The 18,360-nt window shown below is 62.9% G+C and carries 16 protein-coding genes; 12 read left to right on the forward strand and 4 right to left on the reverse strand.

The genetic code is table 11. The annotated features are described in order from the left end of the window. The first annotated feature begins 10 nt into the window (after positions 1 to 10). The 6 genes from cls (at position 11) to NMB96_RS07370 (ending at position 7,080) form a co-directional block, all read left to right on the forward strand. Positions 11 to 1,429: a cardiolipin synthase gene (cls, locus tag NMB96_RS07345; RefSeq protein WP_255086594.1), complete on the forward strand. Its 1,419-nt coding sequence runs from the start codon at positions 11 to 13 to the stop codon at positions 1,427 to 1,429. A gap of 20 nt (positions 1,430 to 1,449) precedes the next feature. Then, positions 1,450 to 1,761: a hypothetical protein gene (locus NMB96_RS07350; protein WP_255086595.1), complete on the forward strand. Its 312-nt coding sequence runs from the start codon at positions 1,450 to 1,452 to the stop codon at positions 1,759 to 1,761. 21 nt (positions 1,762 to 1,782) lie between these two features. After that, positions 1,783 to 3,174: an FAD/NAD(P)-binding protein gene (locus NMB96_RS07355; protein ID WP_023905623.1), complete on the forward strand. Its 1,392-nt coding sequence runs from the start codon at positions 1,783 to 1,785 to the stop codon at positions 3,172 to 3,174. Between the two features lie 143 nt (positions 3,175 to 3,317). Further along, positions 3,318 to 5,504, forward strand: a complete 2,187-nt coding sequence (gene uvrD, locus NMB96_RS07360; RefSeq protein WP_023905622.1) for a DNA helicase II — start codon at positions 3,318 to 3,320, stop codon at positions 5,502 to 5,504. Between the two features lie 162 nt (positions 5,505 to 5,666). Next, the gene (locus NMB96_RS07365; RefSeq protein WP_023905621.1) at positions 5,667 to 6,257 is read left to right on the forward strand and encodes a hypothetical protein; all 591 of its coding nucleotides are present in this window, start codon (positions 5,667 to 5,669) and stop codon (positions 6,255 to 6,257) included. Positions 6,258 to 6,633: 376 nt separating this feature from the next. Continuing rightward, the gene (locus NMB96_RS07370) at positions 6,634 to 7,080 is read left to right on the forward strand and encodes a universal stress protein (RefSeq protein ID WP_006452697.1); all 447 of its coding nucleotides are present in this window, start codon (positions 6,634 to 6,636) and stop codon (positions 7,078 to 7,080) included. A gap of 146 nt (positions 7,081 to 7,226) precedes the next feature. Here the strand turns inward: NMB96_RS07370 and tagK are convergent, their stop codons facing one another. Next, positions 7,227 to 7,886 carry a transcriptional regulator TagK gene (gene tagK, locus NMB96_RS07375; protein ID WP_255086943.1) on the reverse strand — a complete coding sequence of 220 codons (660 nt, stop codon included), beginning with the start codon at positions 7,884 to 7,886 and terminating at the stop codon, positions 7,227 to 7,229. 546 nt (positions 7,887 to 8,432) lie between these two features. On the opposite strand from tagK, the gene NMB96_RS07380 reads away from it, so the two are divergent. Both NMB96_RS07380 and NMB96_RS07385 read left to right on the forward strand, forming a co-directional pair. Then, positions 8,433 to 9,446, forward strand: a complete 1,014-nt coding sequence (locus NMB96_RS07380; RefSeq protein WP_255086596.1) for a patatin-like phospholipase family protein — start codon at positions 8,433 to 8,435, stop codon at positions 9,444 to 9,446. Positions 9,447 to 9,690: 244 nt separating this feature from the next. After that, positions 9,691 to 10,116 carry a hypothetical protein gene (locus NMB96_RS07385; protein WP_023905617.1) on the forward strand — a complete coding sequence of 142 codons (426 nt, stop codon included), beginning with the start codon at positions 9,691 to 9,693 and terminating at the stop codon, positions 10,114 to 10,116. Positions 10,117 to 10,468: 352 nt separating this feature from the next. Here NMB96_RS07385 and NMB96_RS07390 read toward each other — a convergent pair whose 3' ends face one another. The 3 genes from NMB96_RS07390 to NMB96_RS07400 form a co-directional block, all read right to left on the reverse strand. Then, positions 10,469 to 10,918 (reverse strand): hypothetical protein, encoded by a 450-nt coding sequence (locus NMB96_RS07390; protein WP_255086597.1) that lies wholly within the window; start codon positions 10,916 to 10,918, stop codon positions 10,469 to 10,471. Positions 10,919 to 11,012: 94 nt separating this feature from the next. Further along, positions 11,013 to 11,993: an IS5 family transposase gene (locus NMB96_RS07395; RefSeq protein ID WP_183086593.1), complete on the reverse strand. Its 981-nt coding sequence runs from the start codon at positions 11,991 to 11,993 to the stop codon at positions 11,013 to 11,015. A 52-nt stretch (positions 11,994 to 12,045) separates the two neighbouring features. Beyond that, the gene (locus NMB96_RS07400; RefSeq protein ID WP_255086598.1) at positions 12,046 to 13,140 is read right to left on the reverse strand and encodes a serine hydrolase domain-containing protein; all 1,095 of its coding nucleotides are present in this window, start codon (positions 13,138 to 13,140) and stop codon (positions 12,046 to 12,048) included. Positions 13,141 to 13,507: 367 nt separating this feature from the next. On the opposite strand from NMB96_RS07400, the gene NMB96_RS07405 reads away from it, so the two are divergent. The 4 genes from NMB96_RS07405 (at position 13,508) to NMB96_RS07420 (ending at position 18,295) form a co-directional block, all read left to right on the forward strand. After that, positions 13,508 to 14,488, forward strand: coding sequence for an IS5 family transposase (locus tag NMB96_RS07405; RefSeq protein WP_183086593.1), 981 nt, complete (start codon positions 13,508 to 13,510; stop codon positions 14,486 to 14,488). Positions 14,489 to 14,737: 249 nt separating this feature from the next. After that, the gene (locus NMB96_RS07410; protein ID WP_225970139.1) at positions 14,738 to 15,115 is read left to right on the forward strand and encodes a DUF2147 domain-containing protein; all 378 of its coding nucleotides are present in this window, start codon (positions 14,738 to 14,740) and stop codon (positions 15,113 to 15,115) included. 133 nt (positions 15,116 to 15,248) lie between these two features. After that, complete coding sequence (ecfK, locus tag NMB96_RS07415; protein ID WP_023905614.1) at positions 15,249 to 15,788, forward strand: ECF-type sigma factor EcfK; 540 nt, start codon at positions 15,249 to 15,251, stop codon at positions 15,786 to 15,788. Next, on the forward strand, positions 15,767 to 18,295 hold the full coding sequence (locus NMB96_RS07420) for a serine/threonine-protein kinase (RefSeq protein WP_255086599.1): 2,529 nt from the start codon (positions 15,767 to 15,769) through the stop codon (positions 18,293 to 18,295). Before ecfK ends, NMB96_RS07420 begins: the two co-directional genes overlap by 22 nt. Positions 18,296 to 18,360 lie beyond the last annotated feature (65 nt).

Genomic DNA, 18,360 nt, shown 5'->3' on the forward strand with positions numbered 1-18,360 from the left:
CGGATCGCTGATGCTGCCCGACTGGTTGCAAGGGACCTGGCTACTGGCGCTGGACTGGGCGATCCGCCTGGCCGCACTGCTGTGGATTCCGGCCCGCACCACGCCCGGCGCGGCGCGCAGCTGGCTGTTGCTGATCGGCTTCGTACCGGTGGTCGGCCTGCCGCTGTATCTGCTGTTCGGCCACCCGTGGTTGTCGCGCTTGCGGGTGGAGCGCCAGGCCACCGCCTCGCAGGTGATCCGCGAGCAGCAACTGCCCTTGCATGCCTTGCGCTGGATGCCGCAGGCAGATTCCAGCAGCGCCGAGGTGGTGCCGCTGATCGAACGCCAGGGCGATTTCATGCCCACGCTGGGCAATGCGGTGGAGTTGCTGGACGACTACGCGCAGTCGTTGCAGGCCTTGACCGACGCGATCGATACGGCGGAAAAACGCGTGCATCTGCTGTACTACCTGATGTTCGACGATGCGGTAGGCGATGCGGTGGTGGCCGCACTGGAGCGCGCCAGTGCGCGCGGCGTGCGTTGCCGCGTGCTGCTGGATGCGGTGGGCGCAAAGCGTGGCTTGCGCCACTACCGCAAGCGGTTGCAGGCCGGCGGTGTGGAGGTGCTGGCGGTGTTGCCCGGTGGGCTGCGTTGGCGTCGCAGCGGGCGCATGGATCTGCGCAATCACCGCAAGATTTCGGTGATCGATAACCAAGTGGGCTTTGTCGGCTCGCAGAATCTGGCCGACGCCGGCTTTATCGAAGGCGTGCCCAATCGCGAACTGGTGGCGCGCGTGCGCGGGCCGGTGGTCAATCATCTCGAAGCGGTGTTCGCCAGCGACTGGTTCACCGAAACCGGGCAGCGCCTGGACGTGTGGCCGGACGCGCCGGTGTGCGAGGCCAACATCGCCACGCAACTGCTGCCGAGCGGGCCGGCATATCCGTTCGAGAATGCGCGCGATGCGATCAATGCGGTGATCCACCTGGCGCGCCGCAAGGTGGTGCTGGTAACGCCGTACTTCGTCCCCGACGAAGCCTTGCTCAGTGCGTTGCGCATTGCCGGGGTCTCGGGTGTGGATGTGCAGCTGATCCTGTCGGAGAGCAACAATCAGGTCCTGGCGGCGTGGGCGCAGGAGGCGTATTTCGAAGAGCTGCTGCGCTGCGGGGTGAAGATTGCGCTGTACCGTCCGCACTTTCTGCATGCCAAGCACCTGAGCGTGGACGAGGACATCGCCCTGGTAGGGTCGATCAACCTGGACATCCGCTCGTTCGCGCTCAACGCCGAGATCGGCATGCTGTGCTACGACCATGGCGTGGTGCAGCGGCTGCGTGCGATCGAGCAGGATTACCTGGCCAACGCACGCCAGCTGCAGCTGGAGCAGTGGCGTAGTCGCCCGGCCTGGCGCCGCAGCCGTGAGGGAATTGCGCGGTTGGCGGATGCATTGATGTAGGGCTTGCATATGCGTGTTGTATGAAGGCGCATTGCCAGCTGGAACGCGCGTCGATGCCTGCGGGTGCGGGCGCATTGCTGGGCGCAAGCACAGGTTGGCAAGGCCTTGCTGCGTTTGAGAGTGCCCGCCTTCCGGCGCAGGCCTCAGGCAAGCCGGCTATTTCCAACGTGACGACGAGCACCTCGCTCGTCGTCACCCAGGTCGGATTGGATGGATTGTGCTCATCGTCTTCCCGGATGTCGGACAACGCGCATCGCACGACGGCGTCTGCGCGGCGGTACGTGATCCCGGCCATGACAGCGGCCATGGCGGCTGTCATCGGTGCGACGTGACGCATCGCCTACAATTGCCGGATGAATGAACTGCGTGATCCCGGCGATGCAGTGATCGCCATCGTCGGCGGCGGCGCATCCGGTGTGCTGGTGGCGCTGCAATTGCTGCGTCAGGCGACCGCGCCGGTGCGGGTTGTGTTGATCGAGCCACACCCGGTGCTGGGCGAGGGCGTGGCGTATTCCACCACGCGTGCCGAACACCTGCTCAATGTGCCGGCAGCGCGGATGAGTGCGCTGGTGGAGGCGCCGCAGGATTTTGTCGATTACCTGCGCGCGCACGCCTGCTGCCCGGAGCTGGAAGACGCGCAGCTACCGCAGCAGTTCGTCGGGCGCCGGCATTACGCGCCTTATCTGCGCGATCGCTTGCAGGCCGCACGTGCGCAGAGCCCGGCGACGCTGACAATGCATGCCGCACGCGTGCAGACCGTGCAGCCCAATGCTTCCGGTGCGCTGCTACAGCTGGACGACGGGCAAACGGTGCAGGCCACCAGCGTGGTGCTGGCGGTGGGCAATGCGCTACGGCCGTTGCCGCTGCGTGGTGCCACCGGCTTGTCGAGTGCGCAGCGGGTGGAAGCCTGGGACACAGCGGCGGTCGCCGCGTTGCCGCAGGATGCGGCGGTGTGCATCGTCGGTTCGGGGTTGAGCATGGTCGACACGGTGGTGACGCTGGCCGCGCAGGCGCATCGCGGGGCGGTGCACGTGGTGTCGCGGCACGGGTTGTTGCCGTTGCCGCAGACGCATTGCGCAGCGGCGGACTTCGACCCGCAGCCGTTGCTGGCGCTATCGCTGCGTGCGCGCATGCACGCACTGCGTCAGCATGCGCGCAAGGCGATGGCGCAGGGGTTGCCCTGGCAGAGCGTGATGGAGCGGATTCGGCCGTTGAGTCAGGCCTTGTGGCAGACGCTGTCGGTCGCCGACCAACGCCGCTTCCTGCGCCATGTGGTGCGCTACTGGGATGTGCACCGTCATCGCATCGCCGCGCCGGTGCATGCGCAGCTGCAGGCGATGCGCGCGCGCGGACAACTGCAGCTGCATCGCGCGCGGCTGGATGTCGCATTTCAGGTTGGCGCCTGCGTGCGGGTGAGTGCTGGCGCCAGTGCCGGGCATGCCTTGCAGCTGGATGTGCAGACGCTGATCAACGCCACCGGTGTGGAAATGCGCGTGCAGGCGATGCGCAACCCGCTGCTGCAACAGCTGCTGGGGCAGGGCATCGCGGTGGCCGGGCCGCATGGCATCGGGGTGGGGACCGATGCCGATGGCAGCTTGATCGATGCCGATGGCCGCGCCAATCCGCAGTTGCGGGTGATCGGCAGTCTGCGGATCGGCGCGTTGTGGGAAAGCCTGGCGGTGCCGGAGTTGCGTGAGCAGGCAATGGCGATTGCGCGGGATGTGCTGGTATTGCTTGGGCGGTGAGGGGCGTTGTTCCCTTCTCCCGCTGGGAGAAGGTGGCGCGAAGCGCCGGATGAGGGTACGAGCGAAGCCTGGGTTACCCACCGTCCCAAACCCCTTCATCGCAATCTCAGCCGCAGCGACGCCACAACCGGTAAAATGGTCCGGTGGATGTCTCTCATTTGCTCGATCATTTAAACCCCGCCCAGCGCGAGGCCGTTTCCGCGCCGCCGGGGCATTACCTCGTGCTGGCCGGTGCCGGCTCCGGCAAGACGCGCGTGCTGATCCATCGCATCGCCTGGCTCAACGAAGTCCAGGGCGTGCCCAACCACGGCATCTTCGCGGTGACCTTCACCAACAAGGCCGCCGGCGAAATGCGCCACCGTACCGACCTGCAGCTGCGTAACGGCAGCCGCGGGATGTGGATCGGCACCTTTCATGGGCTGGCGCATCGGCTGTTGCGGCTGCATTGGCAGGACGCGCGGCTGCCGGAAGGCTTCCAGGTCATGGACAGCGACGACCAGCTGCGGCTGGTCAAGCGCGTGGTGCAGTCGCTGGAGCTGGACGAGAGCAAGTATCCGCCCAAGCAGATGAGCTGGTGGATCAACGAGCAGAAGGACGAAGGCCGCCGTCCGCAGCACATCCAGCCCGAACCCAACGACGACTGGACCGAGGTGCGCCGGCAGGTGTACGCGGCCTACCAGGAACGCTGCGACCGCTCCGGTCTGCTGGATTTCGCCGAGTTGCTGCTGCGCGCGCATGAACTGCTGCGCGACACCCCGGCGTTGCTGGCGCATTACCGCGCGCGCTTCCGCGAGATTCTGGTCGACGAATTCCAGGACACCAACGCCATCCAGTACGCCTTCGTGCGCGTGCTGGCCGGCGAGAGCGGGCATGTGTTCGTGGTGGGCGACGACGACCAGGCCATCTACGGCTGGCGCGGTGCCAAGGTCGAGAACGTGCAGCGCTTTTTGAAGGACTTCCCCGGCGCGCAGACGGTGCGGCTGGAGCAGAACTACCGCTCCAGCGCCAATATTCTGGGCGCTGCCAATGCGGTGATCGCGCACAACCCGGACCGCATCGGCAAGCAGCTGTGGACCGATTCCGGCGATGGCGACCCGATCGATCTGTATGCGGCCTACAACGAGGTCGACGAGGCGCGCTATGTGGTCGAGCGCGCGCGGCAGTGGGTGCGCGACGGCGGCAGCTACGGTGAAGTTGCCGTGCTCTATCGCAGCAATGCGCAATCGCGCGCGCTGGAAGAGGCGCTGATTTCCGAGCAGCTGCCGTACCGCGTGTATGGCGGCATGCGCTTCTTCGAACGCGCCGAAATCAAGGATGCGTTGGCCTACCTGCGCCTGCTCAGCAACCGCAGCGACGATGCCGCCTTCGAGCGCGCGGTCAACACGCCCACGCGCGGCATCGGCGATCGCACGTTGGACGAAGTGCGCCGTCTGGCACGCGCCAATGCGCTGTCGCTGTGGGAAGCAGCGATGCTGTGCACGCAAGAGAACACCCTGGCCGCACGCGCACGCAATGCGCTGGCCACGTTCCTGAGCCTGGTCGGCCAACTGCATGCCGAAACCGGCGACATGGAACTGGCCGAGCGCATCGACCACGTGCTGATGCGTTCAGGCCTGCGCGAGCATTGGGCCAAGGAAAGCCGCAGCGGGCTGGATTCGGAATCGCGCACCGAGAACCTGGACGAACTGGTCTCGGTAGCCTCGCGCTTCACCCGCCCGGACGATGAAGACAGCCAGGGCATGACCGAGCTGGTCGCCTTCCTTGCCTATGCCTCGCTGGAGGCCGGCGAAGGCCAGGCCCAGGCGGGCGAAGAAGGCGTGCAGCTGATGACGCTGCATTCGGCCAAGGGCCTGGAATTCCCCATCGTGTTTCTGGTCGGCCTGGAAGATGGCTTGTTTCCGAGTGCGCGCTCGCTGGAAGAAAGCGGGCGGCTGGAAGAAGAGCGTCGCCTGGCGTACGTAGGCATCACCCGCGCGCGCCAGAAGCTGGTGCTGTGCTACGCCGAATCGCGGCGCATCCACGGCCAGGACAACTACAACGTGCCCTCGCGCTTCCTGCGCGAGATCCCGCGCGAGCTGCTGCATGAAGTGCGGCCCAAGGTGCAGGTCTCGCGCACCGCTTCGCTGGGCGCGGCACGTGGCGGCCCGGTACACGGCGTAGTCGAAGCCGCACCGATCAAGCTCGGCGCAAATGTCGAACATCCCACCTTCGGCGGCGGCGTGGTCGTGGACTACGAGGGCGCCGGTGCGCATGCGCGCGTGCAGGTGCAGTTCGACGAAGTCGGCGCCAAGTGGCTGGTCATGGCGTATGCGAATTTGACGGTGATGTAGGCGTTTCTTCTACTACGGGGAGACGCACTGTGGTGGCCGCTGCTGATTGGACAACGAGGTTTTCCCTTCTCCCATCGGGAGAAGGTGGCGCGCAGCGCCGGATGAGGGTACGTCGTGGCTGGCAGTGGCGATGCGCGAATTTCCACAGGACGGAGCGAGGCAATGATGGTGGAAGCGACGATAAAAGCTTTTGTAGAAGCCTCGATTTCTGCAGAGGAATTTGAACGGAAGATTCAGTCCGATGCATCCTTCGAACGTCTTCTAAAGAATGAAGTTCAACTTCCTGCCCACATCCAGGAAGCTGATCTCTACACGCATCTGATCAGTCAGGACTACAGCCGGATCGGCTCTGTCTACAATGTTCAAAAACTACTTTGCAGCTTCTTGAAGAAACACGAGGTTGCGCATGTCTGTAGTGAAAAATATGGCGAGTTACTCCAGTTGACACTGAAAGCTCAGCCCAAATGGCTTGATCTTCCATCCTGGTACTTTTCCCTTGCTATCGAAGGTCAGGGCGATAGCAAGGGAAAGGAACTGGTGAGGATTTTAAAAGACAAGATCGCGCAGGATTTTCGTTTCTTGAAATCGGCGCCGAAGTGGCTGCAAGGCCCTGATTGGCCTATCGTTGAAGGACGGCCGTTGGTGTTTGTAGGGCAGATCGACATTGGCAGCCTCCGTCACGACACTGCGCAGCTGTACATTTTCTATGATGATCACACTGGAGCATTCGTAAATTTCAGCCAGTGCTGCTAGAGGCTGCCGAGCTGGGCAATACCAGCGGCCAGCGAAAGTTTTCATGTCATGCGTACACGTGCAACGCGTCCGACAGCAGACGAGCGCGTTGCATCTACGCATTGCGGTCGTAAATTGGACATGTAACCGTCACTACGAGCGTGCCGTTGTGCGCTGCCCGATGCATTCACAGCATCATCCGTGACACCCTGCGATCGAATCGAACGCAGAGCAACACACGGCAGGATGCGCAGAAAATGAGTCGGGCGAGCTCTACAACCCTGCTTGAGCACCAGTGCAACCGCCGCAGCTGGATTGATCCACATCAATGTCTGCGTCGCTGGACCCTGTCAGGCTTCCATCACCGGCGATGCTGCCAGTCACTTCGGAGATCACCATGTACAAACGTATCCTGATCGCCATCGATGCATCCGAGCTGTCGCATCGTGGTTTGTTCCAGGGCCTTGAACTGGCCAAGGCGACTGGCGGCAAGGTCGATATCGTCACCGTGTCCGAGCCATGGGCGATGGGCATGTACGACGCGATGGGCTGGAGCGTGGGCTACGAGGCAAGCCCGGAATATCGCACCGAGCGCGAGGCCGCTGCCGAGAAGATTCTGCGCCCGGCACTGGAACTGGCGGCTGCGGCCAATATCAAGGCCACCTCGCATCACGTGCTGGATCGGTTCGCCGCCGAAGGCATTGTGCAGACCGCCAAGGACTGCAACAGCGATCTGATCATCATGACCTCGCACGGACGCCGCGGCGTGCGCCGCATGCTGCTCGGCAGCCAGACGGTGGAAGTGCTGACCAACAGTTCGATTCCGGTGTTGGTGATTCGCTGACTGGCGGATGTTTTGCTGCACAAGAACACGCGCAGTGCATCTCAGGTGTCAGCCCGCATGTTCCGTTGTAGGAGCGCGCCTTCGCGCGAGAGGCGTTACCGGTAACGCCCCATCGCGCGCAAGCACGCTCCTACGCGGATTACGGATCAGTTTTCTATTGTTTCAGGCTGACCCGCAAAGCGGCTCGCCGGCTGTGCAAGACGCCGTAGCGCTTCGGTATGTATCAGCGGGGCGGGCTGGACCGGCAGCGTGCCAGGGCGCACCGGCGCGTGATCGCGTTGCGCATCCTGGCTCAGCTCGCGCATGAAGCGCCATAGCGGCATGTAGTGGCCGCGGCGCGGCGAATGCGTTGCCGGCGCAGCCCGACAGTGGCGGCGCCATTGCATCGGCTGCATGCCGAAACGCTGCTGAAAACAGCGTTGAAACTGCCGTTCCGAGGCAAAGCCCATTTCATACAGCAACCAGGTCAGGCTGCACTCCGGGTAGGCCTGCAAATAGCGGTGCGCGGTGCACAGGCGCTGCTCGCGGATGTAGCGGGCCACGCCGCCACGGGATTGGAACAGCCGGTATAACGAGGCGCGCGATAGCGCGAACGCCTGTTGCAAGGACTCGGTACCGAGCTCGGCCTCGCCGATGTGCTGCTCGATGTAGGCCAGCAGATCGATCATCAGCGGCGCGTGCGCCACCACCGATGCCGATGCCTGCGGGACGATGGCGTTGTAATAGCCGGTGTTGCTCATGCGGGTGCTGCCTGCGGCCCACTCCCCGGGGCCTGTTATCTGATCAACCGAGAAAAGCGGCGCCAACCCATCACGGTCTTTATGAACTCCGCGCTGCGTCACGCACCGGTGCGATCAACGGCGATCCAGGCCAACCGTCTGGCCCCTTTCTCAATGCACCGCGACGCCGGGAAGCCGCATGGACCCTGCCTGCGCTTTGGGTAGCGCCCAATGCAAGGCCCATAGCAACGGCATCGCATCGAGATCAGGGAACAGCGCTGGCTAGCGCTGCGCTGCATGAGGTCGCGCCGATTCGCTGATTCGAAAAGACTGGGTTCTGCAGCGCGATGCTGGCCGCCAAGTGAATACCGAGCTCAGCACGACCGAAGGCCCACAGCAAGGCGGTCGAAGATCACAGGATCAATGCGGTGAGACGATTTGTCGGGTGATCGACGAAGGTGCTTCTAGGGTGACGCAACGGGAGACGGAAGCGTCGTCGCCACCACTCTCACGCACACGTGGAATCGTCCTGACAGCTGTCGGTATCCCGCGCTAGCGGGACAGTCAGATCGCTTGCTCTTGACGCCTTCGTACACACGTTTCAAGACAGTGCGCGCTCTCCAGGAGACTTCAATGTCGTTCAATATCATCAGCTGCGATGGCGGCGGAATTCGAGGACTGATCACCGCGATCCTCATCCAGGACCTGGACCAGCACAGCAACATCCTCAGCCATGCAAATTGCTTTGCCGGCACTTCCACCGGTGGCCTGCTTGCTCTGGCATTGGTGCAAAACGTCTCGATCAACACGATTATCGAGATGTACATGACCAAAGGCGCAAGCATTTTCGAACCCAACGGGTGGCTTCTCGATCAACAGGCCGAGTCGCAACAGCAAGGGGTGGACGCGACGCTGGGTAGCGGGCCGGGTTTCTTCAGCAGCCAGTATAAGAACGATGGATTGATCCAGATCGCAAGCGGATTGTTGGGTACAACGTCGCTTGCAGACGCGAAGCGGCTCGTCGTCGTCAACGCCGCGCGCCTGTGGGACGCGACCAGTGGGAACTGGATGCCTGCCACGTTCTCCAACGGCGTCAACAATGCGTACAGGCAGATCAGCATGGTCGATGCCGCATTGGCCACGTCTGCCGCGCCAACCTACTTTCCGCCTTATCGGATTGCCGGAGTGAACGACGATTATGGCTTCTTCGCCGACGGCGGCGTGTTCGCCAACAATCCGGCCATGACCGCCGTGGCCGAGGCCATTGCAAGTGGCCTGGTGAACAGCGTCGGCGATATCCAGCTGCTCTCGCTTGGAACCGGCAGCAGCCCGCAAGGAATTCCATCCACCGCGATCGGCAACCCGCTCGACTGGGGCGCAAAATCCTGGCTGTATCCCTGGGCAAGCGGCTCGGTGCCGGCCATGCCGCTACTGAATCTGACCATGGATGCAACGGCCGAACTTGCAAGCATCCAGGCCGAGCAGGTGCTGGCCGGCAACTTCAAGCGCGCCAATGTCGAACTGAAACGTCCTTACGCACTGGATGACTGGAAGCATGTCGCTGATCTGGCCAGCGAAACCCAGGCTTACCTGCAGACAGATGCGTGGAAACAAACGCGTGACTGGGTCGCCAGCCGCTGGACATAGGGAAAATCTCGGATTTTCGCGTAGGTGCAGCGTGGAGCTGCCGGAGCGCTGCTGCGTGGACAGCCCGCACGCTAGGTTCCAATCGTTTCGTCCGCATCCACCTCGCAGCTCGCTCTGCGTTGTTTGCCAGTCTGGCGTTGACCCGGAATCGGGATACGCCGGCAGCGACATCGTCATCACTTTCAGGTTGTAGCAGTGTTCCAGCCGGAACGCAGTGTCTTGGTTTGCCATCAGGAGATAACGAATGAGCACCGCATCGCCACATCCGCATGATGAATCCGGTATCGAATGGACCGACGCCGTCAGCGACAAAGGAATTCCCTACCAAATCGGGTTTCGCGGCAGCAGCCAGGAGACGGAGCAAGCCGATGCTGCAGGCGAAGAAGCGAAGAGAGATTTCGGCATTGCTGTTGCTTGGCCGCTGACCGGAAACAATTGGACCGATACCACCGCAGAGGTTAAATCGATTGCTGCGATTTCTCGCTATAATCTCGGAGCCTACGGCGGGACCTGGGCATATATCCTGTATTTCAGCAACACCGAGCACTACGACTACTATTTTTACGACAAGACAGGCGACAGCTATCAGGTCAACACGTATCGCAATGGCGACCATTACGTGAGGTACAACTCGAGTGATCCGGCGATTGCCTTTATCAAAGGCAGCTGATTGCAGGATGTCCGGCAAAGACCGGCCGCAACGAATCGATTGCGGCCGGTCTTTCAACGCGTCTCGATCCCGGCGAGGTCCCAAGACGTTGTGTCGGATAGTGCGTCTATCTGATTCCTGATCCTGACTCGAGCTTGGAAGACGTTGGCAAGCGGCATGAGTCCAGGCGCCGAATCAATTGGTGTGCACACTCTGGTGACACCCATGACCGAGATTTCCTGCGAATCAGCCAATGTTATTTGCCACTATAGTGAGCAGTAAATGCGACGGCGTGCTTCGGGCATCATGCCCGTGCTCTGTTACCAGCCATCGGCGCCATGGTAGAAATTTTATGCTGCTTTCCAAGCTTGCTTCACTCGGGCGCAAAAACCATCACTCCATCCCCAGCCATCACTCTCAGCGTCACCACACGACGATCGCTGCCTCGATCAAACTGAAACTGCAGCGTTCCCGCAGGAATCGCCGCATCGGCAACAAAGCGATTGCTGTTGAGCGGCTTCAGCGAGCGAGGTCTGCTTTTACCTTCCAGCACCAGTCCCTCGCTGTTTTGCGAGATCACAACCTCCTCGCCGAGAAAGCTCATATCCAGCACGCCGGTGAGTAGCGGTTCCTGATTGGGCCGCCGCACATAGCGGCCGGTGTAGTCCTTCAGGAGGGCTGTGAAATCGACGGTGCTGACTTGCACCGACCAATCGCCAGGCCAATGCTGCGCATCGGAGACCGCGTTGCGAATCTCGTTATGGAGCAGGTCGCCGTTTTCACCGTTGGTCAGCACGATTAGGGATGGTCTGATCAACGGCATCGGAGGATGAGCCTAACCACATCGACCAGGCTGACGGCGCTCAGATCCTCGATTTTTTTGCCGTTTCCGGCGCGTTTGCAGGGTGTTGCCCGGGTTACAGGCGCACGTTCCCCATCGTCGGCAGTAACTGCTTTCGCTTCATCCACAGGTTCGATAGCGCAAACAAGGTCAGCACCTGCGCGGTGTTCTTGGCCAGGCCGCGATAGCGGACCTTGGTGTAGCCGAACTGGCGCTTGATCACCCGGAATGGATGCTCCACCTTCGCGCGCACGCTGGCCTTGAAGTGTTCCCAACGTCTTTCCCGAGCACGCTCGCGTTTGTTGCCGAGGGCTTGCATCGTCGAGGGCCTGGCGGCGATGAAGAATGCAGCCTTGCAGGCCTGCAGTTCTTCGCGTTTGTCCGCACCGGTGTAGCCGCTATCGCCGAACACGCTGTCTTCTTTGCCGTGCAGCAACGTGTGCATCACCGTGACATCGGCGACGTTGGCGGCTGTGCAATGGACGTGGTGCACCAACCCGGAAAATTCATCCACGCCGATGTGCGCCTTCATCCCGAAATACCACTGATTGCCCTTCTTGGTCTGATGCATCTCAGGGTCGCGCGCGTTGTCGGCATTCTTGGTCGAACTGGGCGCCGCGATCAGCGTCGCATCGACGATCGTGCCCGACCGCAGGCTCTGGCCCTTGCGCGCCAGATGCGCGTTGACCGCTTCCAGCATCCGCGCGGCAAGGCCATGGGTCTCCAGCAGGCGCCGAAAGTTGAGAATCGTGGTCTCGTCCGGAACGTTGTCCAAGCCACCGAGCTGGGCAAACCGCCGCAAGGTCGGGATCTCGTGCAGTGCTTCTTCCATCGCCGGATCGCTCAGCGCATACCACTGCTGCAGCAGATGAATCCGCAACATCGTCGCCAGTGCGTACGGCTGCCGACCTGGCCGGCCCGATACCGGATAGTGCGGCGCGATCAGACCGAGCAGTTGCTGCCACGGAACCACCTGCTCCATCTCGGCCAGAAAGATCTCGCGCCGGGTCTGCTTGCGCTTGCCCAGGCCCTCAGCGTCACCGAACGTCAGTTGCATGGATCACTCCTCAACATCAGGCGGGTAGTGTCGCGTATCTGTGGTGCGTTGTTCAGAGGTTCCTTAGCCCGTCGCCGCTCTCGAGATTTCCTTCGAGATAGGCCTTGTAGCTGTCGTTGGCTCCGGCGTGATGAAAGATGCGCGATTGCCCTTGCCCGGCGAGGCGTGGCCCGAGTCCGTGGATGCCGGGGGCCACCTCGGTCATCATGTCGATGGCCAGTGCTTGCGGCAGAAATCCGTCACTGCTGCGGTAGGAGCTACCCAACGCGATGACCAAGCGGCTCAACTCCTTGGCTGAGGTCCAGAAGCCGGAGGCCGCCAGTTCCGGGAAACTTTGCCATCCCCGCGGCAGTGCGACAGGAGCGCCCGAGTCGTCGTGTGCGTGCGCCACATCGCGCGTGTCTGCGGCAAGGCCTGCATCGAACCGGCTCCTGCGCATGCCCAATGGGCCAAGAAGATGCTCGGTGGCAATCGCATTCAACGGTTTGCCCACAGCGTCTTCGATCACCGCCTGCGCGATCATGTAACCGCCACCGGAGTAACGCGCGCGGGTGCCGGCACTATCGATCCGCTGCAAAGGCTTGTTGACTGCGGGCGATGTGCCGGTGAGCGTCTGTACCAGCGTGGGCAATGCAGCGCCTGGGTCGAAGTCCTTGAAGCCGTGCACGTTGAAACCTGCGGTATGCGACAGCAACATGCGCAGGGAAATCTTGCTGGTATCGCCGTCCGGTCCCTGCGGTATCTGCCAACGGCGTAGCCAGGAGCCGACGTCTTTATCCAGATCCACAATGCCAAGCGCGGCAAGCTTCACGCACAGGGCGGCCGTCACTACCTTGCTGACTGAGCCAACCGAGAACAAGGTGTCTTCGCCGATCGGTGAGCGAGTTTCCGCCGTTGTCGATCCGAAGCCTTTGATGCTGTGGATTTGTCCCCCGCGCAGGATCGCAACTGCCACGCCTGGTACTCGGTGATGTTGCATACGCGCTTGCAATGCCCACTGCTCCTGACCGGTGTGCACGGTTGGGCGCAGCAATGTTTCGAACGATGCAGGCGGGCTTGATGTTTTTGCGTGAGCAACGATCGGCAGTGACCACAGTGGCAACGTCAGCCCGCCAATCAACAGCTCACGACGATGAATGACAGGCATGACGATCCTTGTACTTTAGGGCGAGGCAGTGGGAGAAGTGAGCCAGCGTTGCAGGAGGCCCAGCTAACGATTTGCTCTTGTGATGATGCAATGCGATTGAAATTTTTTCTGGGCGATAGCAGTGGGCGAGGTTCGCTTGTTACTTCGCTCACCAAGCTATTCGACATCAGCAAGGTAAGCGCAATCGGTGCAAGCCCGATATCAGGTCAAAAGTTTCCATGGATGCGGCCATGCGTGCTTGCTGGCAAGTGATCTAATCATCTCCCAAGACTGCATCGATACGATTTGACTCGCCTGATTCTAAGGAACCTCTGAACAACGCACCACAGATACGCGACACTACCCGCCTGATGTTGAGGAGTGATCCATGCAACTGACGTTCGGTGACGCTGAGGGCCTGGGCAAGCGCAAGCAGACCCGGCGCGAGATCTTTCTGGCCGAGATGGAGCAGGTGGTTCCGTGGCAGCAACTGCTCGGTCTGATCGCGCCGCACTATCCGGTATCGGGCCGGCCAGGTCGGCAGCCGTACGCACTGGCGACGATGTTGCGGATTCATCTGCTGCAGCAGTGGTATGCGCTGAGCGATCCGGCGATGGAAGAAGCACTGCACGAGATCCCGACCTTGCGGCGGTTTGCCCAGCTCGGTGGCTTGGACAACGTTCCGGACGAGACCACGATTCTCAACTTTCGGCGCCTGCTGGAGACCCATGGCCTTGCCGCGCGGATGCTGGAAGCGGTCAACGCGCATCTGGCGCGCAAGGGCCAGAGCCTGCGGTCGGGCACGATCGTCGATGCGACGCTGATCGCGGCGCCCAGTTCGACCAAGAATGCCGACAACGCGCGCGACCCTGAGATGCATCAGACCAAGAAGGGCAATCAGTGGTATTTCGGGATGAAGGCGCACATCGGCGTGGATGAATTTTCCGGGTTGGTGCACCACGTCCATTGCACAGCCGCCAACGTCGCCGATGTCACGGTGATGCACACGTTGCTGCATGGCAAAGAAGACAGCGTGTTCGGCGATAGCGGCTACACCGGTGCGGACAAACGCGAAGAACTGCAGGCCTGCAAGGCTGCATTCTTCATCGCCGCCAGGCCCTCGACGATGCAAGCCCTCGGCAACAAACGCGAGCGTGCTCGGGAAAGACGTTGGGAACACTTCAAGGCCAGCGTGCGCGCGAAGGTGGAGCATCCATTCCGGGTGATCAAGCGCCAGTTCGGCTACACCAAGGTCCGCTATCGCGGCCTGGCCAAGAACACCGCGCAGGTGCTGACCTTGTTTGCGCTATCGAACCTGTGGATGAAGCGAAAGCAGTTACTGCCGACGATGGGGAACGTGCGCCTGTAACCCGGGCAACACCCTGCAAACGCGCCGGAAACGGCAAAAAAATCGAGGATCTGAGCGCCGTCAGCCTGGTCGATGTGGTTAGGCTCATCCTCCGATGCCGTTGATCAGACCATCCCTAACGCTGCTGCGGCTGTGTCAGCGACGCTGCATCAGCGAAAGCACGTTCGCGCGTCAATTGCTCTTATCGAAGCTTGGGGAAATCCAATGAAATGCGTCTCTGCAGTATGTTGTGTCGTTTTCGGCCTTGTCGTGCAGAGCACGCCTGCATTCGCCGCCGAACCGATCACCGGAAAATGGTTTACCGATAACCAGCAGGCACTGGTCGACATCCAGCCCTGCGGCACGTCGCTGTGCGGCACCATCGTCAAGGTGCTGCGGACCAAGCCCGGTAGCCGGAAGACCGATGCGTTCAATCCGGATCCAGCCAAGCGCCACAATCCCATGGAAGGCACGGTGATCCTCAGCGAGCTGGTGGATGCAGGAGATCTGTGGAAAGGCAAGATCTACAACCCCGAATCCGGCAAGACCTACAACGCCAAGATCAAGCGTGGCGCCGATGGCTCCTTGAAGGTGGAGGGCTGCGTGGCCTTCATATGTCAGGGGCCGACCTGGCAGCCCGCACCTTGATGGCTGCCTGACCTGGCCGGCCCGAGGCGCGTTCGCCAGGCCCGGCGCAAGCGAGCTAAACCGTTTGGTTTTGAAATGCCTACCCGTCCGCCAATGCGGGATACTGCGCTCCCACGCAGGCGAGATGGACCCGATGTCCGAGCTGCCGATCACCGAGTTGTTGCATGCCTGGCAGCGGGAGGAGCCCGGCGCGGGCGATGCATTGGCGCGGCAGGTGTACATGGTGCTGCGCGAGACGGCGTTGCGGCTACTGCGGCGCAATGCGCGCGGCGGGCTGCAGGCCACCGAGCTGGTGCATGAGGCATGGATGCGGCTGGAGCAGGGGCAGCAGGGATTTCGCTCGCGTGCGCACTTCTATTCGGTTGCCGCACTGCAGATGCGCCACCTGTTGGTGGATCTGGCGCGGCAGCAGGCCAGCGCCAAGCGGGGTGGGCAGGCGGTGACGTTGACCATCAGTCTGTCCGATGGCGCGCCGCGACCGGAGGCCTTGCTGATGGTGGCCGATGCCTTCGACAAGCTGGCGCGCGTGGACGAGCGCAAGGCCAAGGCGTTCGCGCTGACCGAGCTGGTGGGTTTCAGTGTGGCCGAGGCGGCCGAGCAACTGGAGGTGTCGGTGCCCACGCTGGAGCGCGATCTGCGCTTTGCGCGGGTGTGGCTGGCGGCGCAGCTGTGAGCGTTGTCGCCACTTCCTGGCAACGCCTGGAGGCGTTATTTCATCAGTCTTGCCTACTGCCGGTGGAGGCGCGCGAGGCATTCGCGCGTGCGCAGGCCGGTGACGATGTGGTGCTGCGCGATGCGTTGCTGGCGATGCTGGCGGTGGAATCGCAGGCCACGCTGCGCGTGCGTGCGCCGTTGAAACAGGCCGTGGCCGCCTTGCGCGCGCCATTGCCGGAACTGCCGGCCGGCACGCGCTTTGGTGCATGGGCGATCGACCGCCTGATCGGCGCCGGCGGCATGGGCCAGGTGTATCTGGGCCATCGCGCCGACGGTGCCTACGAGCGCGAGGTGGCGATCAAGCTGGTGGCCGCCGATGCGCTGGATGTGCAGGGCCGCGCGTTGTTCGAGTTCGAATGCCGCTTGCTGGCGCAAATGGTGCACCCGGCGATCGCGCAGATTCACGATGTAGGCACCGATGCGCACGGCCGCCCGTATCTGGTGATGGAATACCTGCGCGGCGAGCCGATCACCTGGTGGTGCGATGCGCATCTGCTGTCGCTGCATGCGCGCGTGTTGCTGATGCTGCGGGTGAGCGAGGCGGTGCAGCACGCGCACCAGAAAGGCGTGATCCATCGCGACCTCAAACCCAGCAACGTCTTGGTCAGCGACATCGACGGGCGGCCGATGCCGGGCGTGATCGATTTCGGTATCGCGATCGATGCGGCCAACCCGTCCATGACCTCTGCGCACGGGCGCGGCACACCCGGTTACATGAGTCCGGAACAGGCGCGCGGTGCGCCGGACGTGGACGCACGCAGCGATATCTATGCGTTGGGCGCGATGTTCTACGAGTTGAGCTGCGGGCTGGCGCCGGTGGCCGGGCAGGATGGAGTGCCGCAGCCGCCCTCACGGCGCGTGGCGGCGGTGCCGGCCGATGCGCGCGCGCGGATCTGCGCGGCGCGCGCGACGACCCACAGCCAATTGCAGCAGCAACTGCGCGATGGCCTGGATGCGATCGTGCTGCGCGCGATGGCGCCCGAGCCCGTTGCACGTTATGCGTCGGTATCGGCCTTGCTGGACGAGTTGCAGCGTTGGCTCGACGGCTACCCGCCGCGCGCGTTGCAGGCGGGCCGGTGGTTGCGGTTGCGCAAGTTCGCCCAACGCCATCGCAGTGGCGTGCTGGCCGCCGGGCTTGTGTCGATTGCGCTGATGGGTGGTCTGGGCGCCACACTATGGTCGCTGCAGCAAGCCGCGCGCGATGCGCAACGCGCGCAGGTCACCGGCGATTTCATCAGCTCGGTGTTGTCCAGCGTGGACCCTGGCATCGCGCAGGATCTGGACAAGACGCTGATGCTGCGCGTGTTGCAGCAGGCCTCGCAGCGCGCCGCGCGCGAGCTGGCCGATCAACCGGATGCACGTAACGAGGTGGAACTGACGCTGGGTCGCACGCTGATCGCCTTGTCGGACTATCCGCAGGCGGTTGCGCATCTGCGCACCGCGCAGGCGCTGGCGCAGCAGAGCACGGGTGCCGGTAGTACGCCTGCGCTGGAAGCGGCCTCCATGCTGGGCCAGGCGCTCAGTGGTGCGGGTCAATCGCGCGAGGCCGAGCGCGTGCTGCGCGCCGGCATGGCGCAGGCCGCGCGCGGCAATGCGAAGCAGCAGAGCCTGGGTAACGACATGCGTGCCCGGCTGGCATGGGCGCTGCGCGATCAAGGCCGCATGCTGGAGGCGCTGGCGGAAAGCCGGCATGCCTACGTCGCCGCATTGGCCAACGGGGCCACCACCGCAGAACGCCGCATCGATGCCGGCAACAGCTACGCCGGCATGCTGGCCGAGAATGGGCAGCTTGCACCGGCCATCGCCTTGCAGCGCAGCCTGCTGCGCGAGCGCATTGGCGTGCGTGGGCCAGAGCATCCGCTGGTGCTGTCGATGCGCAACAGCCTGGCGGTATTTTTGCTGATGCAGCGCGAGTTTGCCGCTGCCGAGGCCGAACTCGCCCCGCTGCTGCGCATTACCCGCAAGCTGTACGGCGACAACGCCGCCGATACCTTGATGGTGGAAGGCAATCTCGCCGACACCTTGCGTCAGCAAGGCAAGCTGGCCGAAGCCGGCCCGCATTACCGCGCTGCGATGGAGCGCGCACGCGCCGCCTTCGGCGACGATGCGCGAGCCACGATCACCTACCGCAGCAACCATGCCTTCTGGTTGCTGGATGCCGGGCAGGTGCAGGCATCATTGGTCGAACAGCGCGCTTGCCTGGCCTCGTCCTTGCGCGTGTTGGGTCGTGCGCATCCACAGACCGCCGAGATCCTGCGCGGCATGTCCGAAGCCGAGCGCAGGCTTGGCCAGACCGCCGCTGCGCGCGACCACGCGCAGCAGGCGGTGCAGATGCTGGCCGGCATCTACGGCGATGCCGAAGAACCGCTGCTTGCCGCACGCCAGACCCTGGCACTGGCCGCAGCGGCCAAGGCAGTGCCGGCCACCTCAAGCGCAGAGACCACCACCGCGGTTGTGCAACGCTGATACGAAGTTGGCTTCACCGGCACCAGCGGCCAAAGAGCCGCTGCGCTTACGCTCTACGAATCCCG

This window comes from Xanthomonas hortorum (genome assembly GCF_024339125.1).
GTDB lineage: Bacteria > Pseudomonadota > Gammaproteobacteria > Xanthomonadales > Xanthomonadaceae > Xanthomonas > Xanthomonas hortorum.

What these genes read in the sequence shown, in the direction of transcription:
- cls (WP_255086594.1), top strand. Translation starts at nt 11, where the DNA reads ATGCTGCCCGACTGGTTGCAAGGGACCTGGCTACTGGCGCTGGACTGG.
- NMB96_RS07350 (WP_255086595.1), top strand. Translation starts at nt 1,450, where the DNA reads ATGAAGGCGCATTGCCAGCTGGAACGCGCGTCGATGCCTGCGGGTGCG.
- NMB96_RS07355 (WP_023905623.1), top strand. Translation starts at nt 1,783, where the DNA reads ATGAATGAACTGCGTGATCCCGGCGATGCAGTGATCGCCATCGTCGGC.
- NMB96_RS07365 (WP_023905621.1), top strand. Translation starts at nt 5,667, where the DNA reads ATGATGGTGGAAGCGACGATAAAAGCTTTTGTAGAAGCCTCGATTTCT.
- NMB96_RS07370 (WP_006452697.1), top strand. Translation starts at nt 6,634, where the DNA reads ATGTACAAACGTATCCTGATCGCCATCGATGCATCCGAGCTGTCGCAT.
- NMB96_RS07380 (WP_255086596.1), top strand. Translation starts at nt 8,433, where the DNA reads ATGTCGTTCAATATCATCAGCTGCGATGGCGGCGGAATTCGAGGACTG.
- NMB96_RS07385 (WP_023905617.1), top strand. Translation starts at nt 9,691, where the DNA reads ATGAGCACCGCATCGCCACATCCGCATGATGAATCCGGTATCGAATGG.
- NMB96_RS07390 (WP_255086597.1), bottom strand. Translation starts at nt 10,918, where the DNA reads ATGCCGTTGATCAGACCATCCCTAATCGTGCTGACCAACGGTGAAAAC.
- NMB96_RS07395 (WP_183086593.1), bottom strand. Translation starts at nt 11,993, where the DNA reads ATGCAACTGACGTTCGGTGACGCTGAGGGCCTGGGCAAGCGCAAGCAG.
- NMB96_RS07400 (WP_255086598.1), bottom strand. Translation starts at nt 13,140, where the DNA reads ATGCCTGTCATTCATCGTCGTGAGCTGTTGATTGGCGGGCTGACGTTG.
- NMB96_RS07405 (WP_183086593.1), top strand. Translation starts at nt 13,508, where the DNA reads ATGCAACTGACGTTCGGTGACGCTGAGGGCCTGGGCAAGCGCAAGCAG.
- ecfK (WP_023905614.1), top strand. Translation starts at nt 15,249, where the DNA reads ATGTCCGAGCTGCCGATCACCGAGTTGTTGCATGCCTGGCAGCGGGAG.